Here is a 13,399-nt window from a genome sequence, read left to right on the forward strand (position 1 = left end):
CGTAGCCCCGGACCCATACGGTTGCTCGGTGAGTGTCTTCGCTGAAGCCTTTTCGAAAGCGAGCGGCGTCGGATCGTGGCCCGGTACCGCCGCGCGCCAGGCGGCCGAGGTGGTCGTCGGCGAATTGGCGGACGCGCTGGCCCACATCGTGGAGTTGCCCGCCAGGGGAGTCGGCGCCGACATGCTCGGGCGCGCCGGCGGACTGCTGATCGATGTGGCCATCGACACCGTGCCGCGGGGCTACCGCATCGCCGCGCGGCCCGGCGCGGTCACCCGGCGGGCGATCAGCCTGCTCGACGAGGACATGGACGCGCTCGAAGAGGCCTGGGAGGTCGCGGGCCTGCGCGGCGGCCAGCGGGTGGTCAAGGTGCAGGCCCCGGGGCCCGTCACGTTGGCCGCCGGGCTGGAGCTGGCCAATGGCCACCGGGCCATCACCGATCCCGGCGCCGTGCGCGACCTGGCGGCGTCGCTGGCCGAGGGCGTCGCGGCGCACCGCGCCGCGCTGGCCCGTCGACTCGATACCCCGGTGGTGGTGCAATTCGACGAGCCGTCGCTGCCCGCGGCACTGGGCGGACGGCTGAGCGGAGTGACCGCGCTAAGCCCGGTCGCCGCGCTCGACGAGGCGGTGGCCGGCGCGCTGCTCGACACCTGCGTGTCGGTCGTGGGCGATGGGGTCGTGGTGCACAGCTGCGCCGCGAGGCTGCCGTGGGATCTCTTGCAGCGCAGCACAATCGGTGCCGTGTCGCTAGACGCGGCGACGCTCCGCGCGGCGGATCTGGACGGGATCGCCGCATTCGTCGAGTCGGGCCGCACCGTGGTGCTCGGTGTGGTCCCCGGCACCGCACCCGAGCGCCGGCCGTCGGCGGAGGAGGTGGCCACCGCGGTGGTCGCGGTGACCGACCGGCTGGGCTTCGCCCGCTCGGCCCTGCGCGATCGCATCGGCATCACCCCGGCCTGCGGCCTGGCGGATGCGACCCCGGAGTGGGCGCGCACCGCGATCGGGCTTGCCCGCAAGGCCGCCGAGGCGTTCGCCGAGGATCCGGACTCAATCTGATACGCAACCAAAAGGTTGCACTTTGCGGGCATGCCGTGTAGTACTGATAGGCAACCAGGAGGTTGCATATGAGCACTGACCGAATCGAAAAGCGGGTGCTGTTGCGCGCGCCGCTGGACCGAGTGTGGCGCGCGATCAGCGACGCCGACGAGCTCGGCCGTTGGTTCGGCGTCCGCTTCGACGGGCCCTTTGTTGCAGGCGGTTTCGTCACCGCGGCCATCGCCCCGACCACCGTCGACGACGTCGTGGCCCGGCGCCAGGAGCCGCACGCGGGCATGAAAAGCACCTGGGAAATCGTCGCGGTGGAACCGCGCCGACGGTTCGCCTACCGCTGGCATCCGTTCACGGTGGATCCCGGTGTGGACTACGAACGGGAGCCGACAACGCTGGTCGAGTTCACCCTGGCCGACACTCCCGACGGCGTGCTGCTCACCATCATCGAATCCGGTTTCGACGCCATCCCCGAAGCGCGCCGCCGCGCCTCATTCGACGCCAATTCCGAAGGGTGGGCCATCCAGACCGACCTTGTGCGCAAGTACCTCGCGCAGTGAGCACGCACACCGCCGAACCCGTCGTCGACGCGAGGCTTTTCGACGCGCTCGGCGACCCGAATAGGTTGCGTATCATCGTCCGGCTGTGCGAGCTGGGCCCGAGCTCGACGACGCAGGTCATCGACGTGATTCAGGTGACGCGTCAGGCGGCCAGCAAGCACCTGCAGCTGCTGGAGGTGGCCGGCTTGGTCACCAGCGCCCGGCGCGGGCGCGAACGCGTCTGGACGGTGCGGACCGAACCGCTGGCCCGGGCCAGCGACTACCTCACCGGGTTGTCGCGCCGATGGGACGCCGCGGTGGACCGACTGCGGGCGTTCGTCGAGGACTGAGCACGACGACTGGCACCGAGATTGCCGTCATGGCTGTGGTCGGACGGCGGATCACGACCGCCACGGCAATCTCGATGGTGTCGGTGCGCTTCGATAGCCTGCCAGGGTGACTTCGCCCGACGTGCTGAGGCAGTGGAGCGAGCTGGCCGACGAGGTCCGCGAACACCAGTTCCGCTACTACGTGCGCGACGCACCGATCATCACCGATGCCGAGTTCGACACGCTGCTGCGACGCCTCGAGGCGCTCGAGGAGCAACACCCGGAGCTGCGCACGCCCGACTCGCCCACGCAGCTGGTCGGGGGCGCCGGCTTCGCGACCGACTTCGCGTCCGCCGACCACCTGGAACGGATGCTCAGCCTCGACAATGCGTTTACCGCGGACGAACTGGGCGCCTGGGCCGGTCGGATCCACGCCGAGATCGGTGATGCGGCGCATTATTTGTGCGAGCTCAAGATCGACGGCGTCGCACTGTCTTTGGTCTACCGCGACGGCCGCCTCACCCGCGCCGCTACTCGCGGCGACGGCCGCACCGGCGAGGACGTCACGCTGAACGCCCGCACCATCGACGACGTTCCCGAACGGCTCACGGCCAGCAAAAAGTACCCGCTGCCGAAGGTGCTCGAGGTGCGCGGCGAGGTGTTCTTCCGGGTGGAGGACTTCCAGGCGCTCAACGCGAGCCTGGTCGAAGCGGGCAAGGCGCCCTTCGCCAACCCGCGCAACAGCGCGGCGGGGTCGCTGCGCCAGAAGGACCCAGCGGTCACGGCGCGCCGCAATCTGCGGATGATCTGCCACGGGCTGGGGCACAGCGAGGGATTTCGCCCGACCAGCCAGCACGGCGCCTACCTGGCGTTGAAGGCCTGGGGGCTGCCGGTTTCGCAGCACACCACCCTGGTGAGCGAGCTGACCGAGGTACAGGAGCGCATCGCCTACTGGGGTGAGCACCGCCACGAGGTGGACCACGAAATCGACGGCGTCGTCATCAAAGTCGACGAGGTGGCGCTGCAGCGCAGGCTGGGCTCCACCTCGCGGGCCCCGCGCTGGGCGATCGCCTACAAGTACCCGCCGGAGGAGGCGCAGACCAAGCTGCTCGACATCAAGGTGAACGTCGGTCGTACCGGTCGGGTCACGCCGTTCGCGTTCATGACGCCGGTGAAGGTCGCCGGCTCGACGGTCGGACAGGCCACCCTGCACAACGCGTCGGAGGTCAAGCGCAAGGGCGTGCTGATCGGCGACACGGTGGTGATCCGCAAGGCCGGCGACGTGATTCCCGAGGTGCTCGGACCGGTGGTCGACCTGCGCGACGGGTCGGAACGCGAATTCGTCATGCCCACAACATGTCCCGAATGCGGGACCACGTTGGCGTTCGAGAAGGAAGGCGACGCCGACATTCGTTGCCCCAACGCGCAGCGCTGCCCGGCGCAACTGCGGGAGCGGGTCTTTCACGTTGCCAGCCGCGGCGGCCTGGACATCGAGGGGCTGGGCTACGAGGCCGCCGTCGCGCTGCTGCAATCGCACGTGATCACCAGCGAGGCCGACCTTTTCGACCTCACCGCGGACGACCTGTTGCGCACCGAGCTGTTCACCACCAAGGCCGGTGAGCTGTCGGCGAACGGCAAACGACTGCTGGCCAACCTGGACAAGGCCAAGGCCGCACCGCTGTGGCGGGTGCTGGTGTCGCTGTCGATCCGCCACGTCGGGCCGACGGCCGCGCGCGCGCTGGCCACCGAGTTCGGTGACATCCAGGCCATCGAGGCGGCGACCAGCGAGCAGCTGGCCGCCGTCGAGGGCGTGGGAGCCACCATCGCCGACGCCGTCACCGAATGGTTCACCGTCGACTGGCATCGCGAGATCGTCGACAAGTGGCGCGCGGCCGGGGTGCGGATGGCCGACGAGCGCGACGAGAGCGTGCCGCGCATCCTGGCCGGGCTGACCATCGTGGTCACCGGCTCCCTGACGGGCTTCTCGCGCGACGACGCCAAGGAGGCCATCGTGGCGCGCGGCGGCAAGGCGGCGGGATCGGTGTCGAAGAAGACCGACTACGTCGTCGCCGGCGATTCGCCAGGATCCAAGTACGACAAGGCCGTTGAACTCGGGGTGCCCATTCTCGACGAGGACGGATTCCGGGCGCTGCTCGCCGACGGCCCGGCCGTGGCGTCCGAGCCCGTCGAAAATTGACGCGGCGCAAGCCTCGAGGCATATGGTGTGCGCTATGACCCAGACAGTCGACCGGCCCACGGACTTGTCGCCGTGGTCGCCGCGGGAGGCCGAGCTGCTCGCGGTGACGCTGCAGCTCCTGCAGGAGCACGGCTATGACGGGTTGACGGTGGACGCGGTCGCCAGCGCCGCGCGCGCGAGCAAGGCCACGGTGTATCGCCGCTGGCGCTCCAAAGCCGAACTGGTGCTGGCCGCGTTCAACGAGGGCGTCCGTCAGGTGGCGGTCCCGCCCAACACGGGCAGCTTGCGCGACGACCTGCTGCAGCTCGGCGAGATCTGCGGCCAACAGATTCAGCAACACGCCAGCACCATTCGCGCGGTGCTCGTCGAGGCGTCGCGGCACGCCGAACTGAACGACGCCCTGCAACACCAATTCCTCGAGCAGCGCAAGGCGCTGATGCAACACATCCTGCGCCAGGCCGTCGAGCGGGGGGAGATCGCCGAGGCCGCCATCACCGACGAACTCTGGGACCTGTTGCCCGGCTATTTGATCTTCCGGTCCATCATTCCCGACCGCCCGCCCACCCGTCGCACGGTGCAGGCCCTCGTCGACAATTTCATCATCCCGGGCCTCACCCGACCCGCCGGACGGGGCGCGTAAAAAGTGTACGGTCGCGTCTCTTGTGTAGTACGGTCCAGTACCGTACTGTCATACCCATCGGTGCACCTCGGGTATCGAGGGTAGTCGTGTCGCCCGCTGATCGAAAGGCTAACGGGTGAAACAGTTTTCGGTTGCGCCCCTGGCGAAGCGGGGGTGGATGGTGCTGGTCGCGGTCGTCGTCGTCGGGGTCGCGGGATTCGCCATCTATCGCCTGCACGGAATCTTCGGCTCGCACTACAGCACCTCGGCCAACGCCGGTCTGTCCAACGAGATCGTCCCGTTCAACCCCAAGCAGGTGGTCCTCGAGGTGTTCGGCGCGCCGGGCGCCACGGCGACCATCAACTACCTCGATGTCAACGCGCAGCCGCAGATCGTCAGAGACGCGACGTTGCCGTGGTCGTTCACGATCACCACGACGGAGCCCGCGGTCGTCGGCAACGTGGTGGCGCAGGGCAACGGAGACATGATCGGTTGCCGCATCATCGTCAACGGCGAAGTCAAAGACGAACGCACCTTCAACAAAGCCGACGCCTACACCTTCTGCCTGGACAAGTCCGGATGAACCACGAACAACAGACGCGACCACCCCGCATCCCGCACACCATCCGCCGGCTTGCGCTGCCGATCCTGCTGTTCTGGATCGCGCTGGCCGCCATCACCAACATCACGGTGCCGCAGCTGGAAGAGGTCGGCAAGACCCATAACGTCGCGCTGAATTCGCCGGATGCGCCGTCGCTCAAGGCAATCAAGCGGATCGGTCAGGACTTCCACGAATTCGACACCGACAGCTCGGCCATGGTCGTGCTGGAGGGCGACAAGCCGCTCGGCGCCGACGCGCACAAGTTCTACGACGAGATGGTCCGGCGGCTCGAGGCGGACCGCAGGCACATCGAGCACGTGCAGGACTTCTGGGGCGACACCCTGACCGCGGCCGGTTCGCAGAGCTCGGACGGCAAGGCCGCGTATGTCCAGGTGTTCCTCGCCGGCAACCAGGGTTCGGCGCAAGCCAACGAAGGCGTCGGCGCCATGCGCGACATCGTCGACCGGATGCGACCGCCGCCCGGCGTCAAGGCCTACGTCACCGGCGCGGCCCCGCTCATCTCGGACCAGTTCGACGTGGGCAGCAAGGGCACCGCGAAGGTCACCCTGATCACCGTCGGGATGATCGCGCTGATGTTGTTCTTCGTGTACCGCTCCGTCCTCACCACGCTGCTGGTGCTCACGACGGTGCTGGTGGAAATGTCGGCCGCGCGCGGAATCGTCGCGTTTTTGGGCAATTCCGGGATCATCGGGCTCTCGACCTACGCGACGAACCTGCTCACGCTGCTGGTGATCGCCGCCGGAACGGACTACGCGATATTTTTCGTCGGCCGCTACCAGGAGGCGCGCAGCATCGGCGAGGATCGCGAAAAGGCTTTCTACACAATGTTTCACGGCACGGCCCATATCGTCCTGGGCTCCGGGTTGACCGTTGCCGGCGCGGTGGCCTGTCTGGGCTTCACCCGATTGCCCTATTTTCAGAGCCTCGGCATTCCGGCCGCGCTGGGCATCCTCGTGGCGCTCGCCGGTGCGCTGACCCTGGGTCCGGCCATCCTCACGCTGGGCGCCATGGTGGGCATCTTCGAACCCAAACGCGCCATGCGAACCCGCGGCTGGCGGCGGATCGGCACGGCCATCGTCCGCTGGCCCGGCCCGGTTCTGGTGTGCGCGTGCGCGTTGGCCCTGGTGGGTCTGCTCGCCTTGCCCGGGTACAAGACGAGTTACGACACCCGCCCCTACATGCCCGCCAGCGCGCCGGCCAATGTCGGGTACACGGCCGCCGAGCGGCACTTTTCCCGCGCCCGGCTGGAGCCCGAACTGCTGATGGTCGAGGCGGATCACGACCTGCGCGACCCGGCCGACATGCTGGTGCTGGACCGGGTGGCCAAGGCGGTGTTTCACGTGCCCGGCGTGGCGCAGGTGCAAACCATCACCAGGCCGCTGGGCACGCCGCTGGTGCACAGCTCGCTGGCGTTCGCGGTCAGCAACTCCAGCGCCGCCCAGCAGGAGAACCTGTCGTATCAGCGAGATCGCGCCAATGACTTGCAAAGGCAGGCAGGGGAATTGGCGAAGACCATCGACATCTTGAAGCAGCAGTACGCGCTGCAGCAGCAGCTGGCCGCCGACACCCACAGCGAGGCGCAAAGCTTTCACGACACGATCGCCACCATCAAGGAGGTGCGCGACAAGATCGCGAATTTCGACGATTTCTTCCGGCCGATTCGCAGCTATTTCTATTGGGAGCGGCACTGCTACGACATCCCGGTGTGCTACGCGCTGCGATCGACCTTCGACGCGCTCGACAGCATCGACCAGCTGACGGAGAGATTCGAAGACCTCACGGCCACCCTGGATCGGCTTGACGCGTTGCAGCCGAAACTGGTGGCGCTGCTGCCGCCCCAGATCAACAGCCAGGAGATCAATCACGAACTCACGCTGGCCAGTTACGCCACCCAGTCCGGCATCAACGCGCAGACCGCCGCCGCCATCGACAACGCGACGGCGCTGGGGCGCGCCTTCGACGCGGCCAAGAACGACGACACCTTCTACCTGCCGCCCGAGGTTTTCGACAACCCCGATTTCAAGCGCGGCCTGAAATTGTTCCTCTCGCCCGACGGCAAGGCCGCCCGGATGATCGTCACGCATGACGGCGATCCCGCGACACCCCAAGGTATTTCGCACATCGACCCGATCACCAACGCCGCGCATGAGGCGTTGAAGGGCACGCCGTTGGCCGGCGCCAACATCTATGTCGGCGGCGTCGCGGCGACGTACAAGGACATCCAGGACGGGGCCAAGTACGACCTGATGATCGTGGCGTTCGCCGCGCTCAGCCTCATCCTGCTGATCATGATGATCATCACGCGAAGCCTGGTCGCCGCGCTGGTGATCGTGGGCACGGTGGCCCTGTCGCTGGGCGCCTCCTTCGGGTTGTCGGTTTTGGTGTGGCAGTACCTGTTTGGGATTCAGCTGTATTGGGTTGTGCTGGCGTTGGCGATCATCCTGTTGCTGGCCGTCGGGTCGGACTACAACCTGTTGCTGATCTCGCGCTTCCGGGAGGAGATCCATGCCGGCCTGAAGACCGGCGTCGTGCGTGCGATGGCCGGCACCGGCTCCGTCGTCACCTCCGCCGGCATCGTCTTCGCCGTCACCATGTGCGCGTTCGTGTTCAGTGGTTTTCAGGTGCTCGGTCAGATCGGGACGACGATCGGCCTGGGACTGTTGTTCGACACGTTGATCGTGCGCTCGTTCATGACGCCGTCGGTCGCGACGCTGCTGGGGCGCTGGTTCTGGTGGCCGCAACGGGTACGCCCCCGCCCGGCCAGCACCATGCTGCGACCGTACGGGCCGCGTTCGGCGGTTCGTCAGCTGCTGCTGTGGGAAGACGGTGACCCGGTGGCCCCGGCCGCGACCCCGGAGAAGGTTCCGAGCCCGGCTCACTGAACCATTCGGCGTCGAAACTGCGCCCAGTGCGGAAAATCGCCAAAAATGTTGCGCTGAGCGCAGACTCGGTGCGACGCCCGCCGTTGTTTAGCGCAGCATGGTGGCCACGATGCCGGCCAGGTACCCCAGCCGGGCGACCTCCGACGGCCGGAACTCCGGGCCCGGACGGCCCAACACCACCGCCGTGTGCGGGTCGCCCAGTGGGGCGGCCACCATGGTGGTGTCCATGTCGCGCCACTCCTGCGGCACCCAGTCGGCGCCGCCGTCCAGCGTCGTGGCGTGCTCGATCGGCAGCCACGGCGCCGAAACGGCCCGCGTCTCCGGCGCGCCGGCACTGCCGGCCAGGCGGTGCAACGTCTGGTCGCGACTGCGCAGGACCGTGCACCAGCTCACCCGCAGCACCTTGGGCGCCTGGTCGGCGAGCACCTGCAGCTTGGACTCGTTGTCGGGGGCAGCCGCCACGCGGTCGAGCAGCTCCAGCTCGCGGTGTGCCTCCAGCAGGCCGGTATGCGGGCGCACGCTGTGGACCCGGACGCCGGGCAGCGCCTCGGCCGCGGTGATCAGGATGTCCGGCATCGCGCCCAGCGGCAGCTCGATGACCAGGTCGTCGATCGCGTAACCCGCGCCGCGCTCCACCACGTCGAGCGACAGGATGTCGGCGCCGGCCGACCCGAGCGCCACGGCTAACGAGCCCAGGCTGCCCGGGCGGTCGACGAGCTCGATGCGCAACAGATACGACGGCACGGGCCCACTGTGGCACAGCCATGTATCCGTCGCGTTTCGCCCAGGCCCTGAGTTCGAACGCAGCCCGACCGTTTGGCTAGGCTTTTCGCTCGTGTCCCAGATCTCCCGAGACGAGGTCGCCCATCTGGCCAAGCTGGCCCGGCTGGCGCTGACCGATGCCGAGCTGGACAGCTTCGCCGGCCAACTCGACGCCATCCTGACCCACGTCAGCCAGATCCAGTCGATCGACGTCACCGGCGTCGAGGCGACCGACAACCCGCTCAAGGACGTCAACGTGACGCGCCCGGACGAGACGGCCCCGTGCCTGACGCAGGCCGAGGCGCTGGCCGCGGCGCCGGAGGCCGTCGACGGCCGCTTCGCCGTGCCCCAGATCCTGGGGGAGGGCCAGTGACCGACATCATCCGGCTCGACGCCGCGACGCTGGCCGCCAAGATCGCCGCCAAGGAGCTGTCGTCGGTCGAGGCCACCCGGGCCTGCCTGGACCAGATCGAGGCGACCGACGACCGCTACCACGCCTTCCTGCACGTGGCGGCCGACGCGGCATTGAGCGCCGCGGGCGCCGTCGACGAGGCGCTCGCCGCCGGCGAGCGGCTGCCGTCGGCGCTGGCCGGGGTGCCGCTGGCGCTCAAGGACGTGTTCACCACCACCGACATGCCCACCACCTGCGGGTCCAAGATCCTGCATGGCTGGCGGTCGCCGTATGACGCCACGCTGACCGCGCGACTGCGCGCGGCCGGCATCCCGATCCTGGGCAAGACCAACATGGACGAGTTCGCGATGGGCTCCTCGACGGAGAACTCCGCCTACGGCCCCACCCGCAACCCGTGGAACACCGACCGGGTGCCCGGCGGCTCCGGCGGCGGCAGCGCGGCGGCGCTGGCCGCGTTCCAGGCGCCGCTGGCCATCGGCTCCGACACCGGGGGCTCCATCCGGCAGCCCGCCGCGCTGACCGCCACCGTCGGCGTCAAACCCACCTACGGCACGGTGTCGCGCTATGGGCTGGTGGCGTGCGCGTCGTCGCTGGACCAGGGCGGTCCGTGCGCCCGCACCGTGCTGGACACGGCGCTGCTGCACCGGGTGATCGCCGGGCACGACGCACGCGACTCCACCTCCATCGACGCCGAGGTGCCCGACGTGGTAGGCGCCGCCCAGGCCGGCGCGGCCGGGGACCTGCGCGGGGTGCGGGTCGGGGTGGTCCGGCAGCTGCACAGCGGCGAGGGCTACCAGCCCGGCGTGCTGGCGTCGTTCGAGGCCGCGGTCAAGCAGTTGACCGAACTCGGCGCCGAGGTCAGCGAGGTCGACTGCCCGCACTTCGATCACGCGCTGGCCGCCTACTACCTGATCCTGCCGTCGGAGGTGTCGAGCAACCTGGCGCGCTTCGACGCGATGCGTTACGGACTGCGCGTCGGCGATGACGGCACGCATTCCGCCGAGGAAGTGATGGCGCTGACCCGGGCCGCCGGATTCGGCCCAGAAGTCAAGCGGCGCATCATGATTGGTGCGTACGCGTTGTCGGCCGGCTACTACGACGCCTACTACAACCAGGCGCAGAAGGTGCGGACGTTGATCGCGCGCGACCTCGAGGAGGCCTACCGCAGCGTCGACGTGCTGGTGACGCCGACGACCCCGACCACCGCCTTCGGGCTGGGCGAGAAGGTCGACGATCCACTGGCCATGTACCTGTTCGACCTGTGCACCCTGCCGCTGAACCTGGCCGGCCACTGCGGCATGTCGGTGCCGTCGGGGCTGTCGCCGGACGACGGGCTGCCGGTGGGGCTGCAGATCATGGCGCCGGCGCTGGCCGACGACCGCCTCTACCGGGTGGGTGCGGCCTACGAGGTCGCGCGCGGCCCGCTGCCGTCGGCGATTTAGCGCGCCGCTTCACGCGCCGTTGAGCGGTCGCGCAGGGCAAGATAAATGCATGCGGATCGGAATTCTCACCGGAGGCGGCGACTGCCCCGGGCTCAATGCCGTCATCCGGGCGATCGTGCGCACCTGCGACAGCAGGTACGGCTCGTCGGTGGTCGGGTTCCAGGACGGCTGGCGCGGCTTGCTGGAAAACCGGCGCATGCAGCTGGCCAACGACGACCGCAACGACCGGCTGCTGGCCAAGGGCGGGACGATGCTGGGCACCGCCCGCGTGCACCCCGACAAACTGCGGGCCGGGCTGAACCAGATCAAGCAGACGCTGGACGACAACGGCATCGACGTGCTCATCCCGATCGGCGGCGAGGGCACGCTGACGGCCGCGCACTGGCTCGCCGAGGAGAACGTGCCGGTGGTCGGCGTGCCCAAGACGATCGACAACGACATCGACTGCACCGACGTGACTTTCGGCCATGACACCGCGTTGACCGTGGCCACCGAGGCCATCGACCGGTTGCACAGCACCGCCGAATCCCACCAGCGGGTGATGCTGGTGGAGGTGATGGGCCGGCACGCCGGCTGGATCGCGCTGAACTCGGGGCTGGCGTCGGGTGCACACATGACGCTCATCCCGGAACAGCCCTTCGACGTCGAAGAGGTCTGCCGGCTCGTCAAACGCCGCTTCCAGCGCGGGGATTCGCATTTCATCTGCGTCGTGGCCGAGGGCGCCAAACCGGTCGAGGGCTCAATGGGATTGCGCGAAGGCGGAATTGACGAGTTCGGCCATGAGCGCTTCACCGGGGTGGCGGCGCAGCTGGGCAGCGAGGTGGAGAAACGGATCAACAAGGACGTCCGGGTGACCGTGCTGGGCCACGTCCAGCGCGGCGGCACCCCGACGGCCTATGACCGGGTGCTGGCCACCCGGTTCGGCGTGAACGCGGCCGACGCCGCGCACGCGGGGGAGTACGGCCAGATGGTGTCGTTGCGCGGGCAGGACATCGGCCGGGTGTCGCTGGCCGACGCGACGCGTCAGCTCAAGCTGGTGCCCGACAGCCGCTACGACGACGCCGCGGCATTCTTCGGTTAGGCGGGCAGCTCCAGGTTCCACAGGTGGCCGTCGGGCGGCAGCAACCACAACCGGCCCCCCATCATTCGCATCAGGCGCAGCGTTCCCGAGATCAGCAACACCGCCAGCGGCAGTTCGGCGAATGCCGCGACAAAGACGGACCGCCACACGTCGTCTGGTCCGGCGGTGTTCACGTCGAACCACGCGTCGCAGATCAGCAGAATCGCCGTGGCGAACCCGCTGAGCACAACGAGCACGCGACGGCGCGAGCCGAGGTACGCCGTGGCCGCCATCACGCCACCAGCAGGGCATCGAAGCCGACCCAGGTGACGGGCCAATTCGAGACCAGGTAGCGATCCGGGAGGGTGACGGTCAGGTACACGATCCAGGGAATCAGGGCCAGCGATCCGCCGACCATGACCCGCAGCCGAGCGCGCCGCACCCGCGCCGCCAACTCGGGATCGACAAAGTCTGAAATCGGGCGCTGCAGACGAACGATCAGCTCTCGCCGCTGCTGAGGCGTCATCGCGTCGATCTGGGCGTCGGTCAGTTCCACCGCCATCGCCTCCTTGTGTGATACTCGAATACGGGGTAGCTTACTTGTTGTGTCAAGTTTACCCCCTCTGCCCACCATCCCCGAACCCCCACCATTCGCAGATTTGCTGTCGCTGAAGGATCGGTGCGCGGTAGTCACGGGCGGAAGCCGTGGTCTGGGCGAGGCGACCGTGCGCCGGCTGGCGCAGGCCGGCGCCTCGGTGGTGTTCACCGGACGCGGCGCCGAGGCTTTGCGGCGCCTCCAGGACGAGATGGCCGGGATCGGCGGAACGGCGGTCGGCGTGCAGGCAGACGTCGGCTCCCTCGAGGACTCGCGGCGGGTAATCGACATCGCAACAACGCGTTTCGGCCGGGTGGACATCCTGGTCAACAACGCCGCGCTGTATACGCCGTCCTTCGCGCTGGATACCAGCGAAGCGCTTTTCGACGACGTCGTCGGCGCCGACCTGAAGGGCGCGTTCTTTCTGGCCCAATACGCCGCCAAGGCGATGATCGACGCCGGCGGCGGCGGCCGCATCATCAACCTGTTGTCGGTCGACGCGTTCAAACCGATGGGCCCGTTGGCCGCCTACGCCGCGGCCAAGGCCGGGCTGTGGGCGGCCACCCAGAATCTTGCGAAAGAACTTGCGCCACACCAGATCCTGGTCAACGCCGTGACCCCAGGTTCGACCATCACCGAGGAACGCCTGGCGATGTTGCGCGACGGCTCGTTCGCCTCGCAGCAGGTCCCCGCCGAAGCCGCCAAGGCGCGCGAGATGCTGCAGGCGGCGGTGAAGTCGGGCGGGTTCGCCCAGATGCTGACCACCATGATGCCGCTGGGGCGCCCCGGCTGGCCAGACGAAATCGCCAAAGCCGTCTTGTTTTTGGCCTCCGATTTGGGCAGCTACATCAGCGGGGCGAACCTCGTGGTCGACGGCGCCCAGAGCCTGCGGTGA

At 68.5% G+C, this 13,399-nt stretch carries 12 protein-coding genes and 1 pseudogene; 11 read left to right on the forward strand and 2 right to left on the reverse strand.

Annotated features, from left to right (window positions below; translation table 11 throughout):
- The first annotated feature begins 28 nt into the window (after positions 1 to 28).
- The 7 genes from G6N66_RS07100 (at position 29) to G6N66_RS07130 (ending at position 8,233) form a co-directional block, all read left to right on the forward strand.
- A complete protein-coding gene (locus G6N66_RS07100; RefSeq protein ID WP_085232217.1) occupies positions 29 to 1,054 on the forward strand; it encodes a uroporphyrinogen decarboxylase/cobalamine-independent methonine synthase family protein in 1,026 nt (341 codons plus the stop codon).
- Positions 1,055 to 1,122: 68 nt separating this feature from the next.
- Complete coding sequence (locus G6N66_RS07105; protein WP_085232216.1) at positions 1,123 to 1,605, forward strand: SRPBCC family protein; 483 nt, start codon at positions 1,123 to 1,125, stop codon at positions 1,603 to 1,605.
- A complete protein-coding gene (locus G6N66_RS07110) occupies positions 1,602 to 1,934 on the forward strand; it encodes an ArsR/SmtB family transcription factor (RefSeq protein WP_085232215.1) in 333 nt (110 codons plus the stop codon). The genes G6N66_RS07105 and G6N66_RS07110 overlap by 4 nt, the downstream gene beginning before the upstream one ends.
- Positions 1,935 to 2,040: 106 nt before the next feature.
- Entirely contained in the window at positions 2,041 to 4,110 is a 2,070-nt protein-coding gene (gene ligA, locus G6N66_RS07115) for an NAD-dependent DNA ligase LigA (RefSeq protein WP_085232214.1), read from the forward strand.
- 22 nt (positions 4,111 to 4,132) lie between these two features.
- Positions 4,133 to 4,750, forward strand: a complete 618-nt coding sequence (locus G6N66_RS07120; protein WP_139825129.1) for a TetR/AcrR family transcriptional regulator — start codon at positions 4,133 to 4,135, stop codon at positions 4,748 to 4,750.
- A gap of 157 nt (positions 4,751 to 4,907) precedes the next feature.
- Positions 4,908 to 5,312, forward strand: coding sequence for an MmpS family transport accessory protein (locus tag G6N66_RS07125; protein WP_085232422.1), 405 nt, complete (start codon positions 4,908 to 4,910; stop codon positions 5,310 to 5,312).
- A complete protein-coding gene (locus tag G6N66_RS07130; protein WP_085232212.1) occupies positions 5,309 to 8,233 on the forward strand; it encodes an MMPL/RND family transporter in 2,925 nt (974 codons plus the stop codon). The genes G6N66_RS07125 and G6N66_RS07130 overlap by 4 nt, the downstream gene beginning before the upstream one ends.
- 87 nt (positions 8,234 to 8,320) lie before the next feature.
- Here the strand turns inward: G6N66_RS07130 and G6N66_RS07135 are convergent, their stop codons facing one another.
- Positions 8,321 to 8,977 carry an ACT domain-containing protein gene (locus G6N66_RS07135; protein ID WP_085232211.1) on the reverse strand — a complete coding sequence of 219 codons (657 nt, stop codon included), beginning with the start codon at positions 8,975 to 8,977 and terminating at the stop codon, positions 8,321 to 8,323.
- Positions 8,978 to 9,068: 91 nt separating this feature from the next.
- On the opposite strand from G6N66_RS07135, the gene gatC reads away from it, so the two are divergent.
- Genes gatC through G6N66_RS07150 form a run of 3 tightly spaced genes read left to right on the forward strand, consistent with a single transcriptional unit; the run spans position 9,069 to position 11,930 of the window.
- The gene (gene gatC / locus G6N66_RS07140; RefSeq protein WP_085232210.1) at positions 9,069 to 9,368 is read left to right on the forward strand and encodes an Asp-tRNA(Asn)/Glu-tRNA(Gln) amidotransferase subunit GatC; all 300 of its coding nucleotides are present in this window, start codon (positions 9,069 to 9,071) and stop codon (positions 9,366 to 9,368) included.
- Positions 9,365 to 10,849 (forward strand): Asp-tRNA(Asn)/Glu-tRNA(Gln) amidotransferase subunit GatA, encoded by a 1,485-nt coding sequence (gene gatA / locus G6N66_RS07145; RefSeq protein WP_085232209.1) that lies wholly within the window; start codon positions 9,365 to 9,367, stop codon positions 10,847 to 10,849. The genes gatC and gatA overlap by 4 nt, the downstream gene beginning before the upstream one ends.
- 49 nt (positions 10,850 to 10,898) lie before the next feature.
- Positions 10,899 to 11,930, forward strand: a complete 1,032-nt coding sequence (locus G6N66_RS07150) for an ATP-dependent 6-phosphofructokinase (protein ID WP_085232208.1) — start codon at positions 10,899 to 10,901, stop codon at positions 11,928 to 11,930.
- Here G6N66_RS07150 and G6N66_RS07155 read toward each other — a convergent pair.
- Positions 11,927 to 12,471 (reverse strand): annotated as a pseudogene (locus tag G6N66_RS07155) (hypothetical protein). The gene G6N66_RS07150 and the pseudogene G6N66_RS07155 sit on opposite strands and share 4 nt — an antisense overlap.
- Positions 12,472 to 12,514: 43 nt before the next feature.
- Between G6N66_RS07155 and G6N66_RS07160 the strand changes: the two are divergent.
- Positions 12,515 to 13,399 (forward strand): SDR family NAD(P)-dependent oxidoreductase, encoded by an 885-nt coding sequence (locus G6N66_RS07160; RefSeq protein ID WP_085232207.1) that lies wholly within the window; start codon positions 12,515 to 12,517, stop codon positions 13,397 to 13,399.

Origin of the sequence: Mycobacterium conspicuum, assembly GCF_010730195.1 — a bacterium.
In the GTDB taxonomy this organism is placed as follows: domain Bacteria; phylum Actinomycetota; class Actinomycetes; order Mycobacteriales; family Mycobacteriaceae; genus Mycobacterium; species Mycobacterium conspicuum.

Excerpts from the sequence above, each read along its gene's own strand:
- G6N66_RS07130 (WP_085232212.1), top strand. The coding sequence starts at position 5,309 with ATGAACCACGAACAACAGACGCGACCACCCCGCATCCCGCACACCATC.
- G6N66_RS07120 (WP_139825129.1), top strand. The coding sequence starts at position 4,133 with ATGGTGTGCGCTATGACCCAGACAGTCGACCGGCCCACGGACTTGTCG.
- G6N66_RS07150 (WP_085232208.1), top strand. The coding sequence starts at position 10,899 with ATGCGGATCGGAATTCTCACCGGAGGCGGCGACTGCCCCGGGCTCAAT.
- G6N66_RS07105 (WP_085232216.1), top strand. The coding sequence starts at position 1,123 with ATGAGCACTGACCGAATCGAAAAGCGGGTGCTGTTGCGCGCGCCGCTG.
- G6N66_RS07125 (WP_085232422.1), top strand. The coding sequence starts at position 4,908 with ATGGTGCTGGTCGCGGTCGTCGTCGTCGGGGTCGCGGGATTCGCCATC.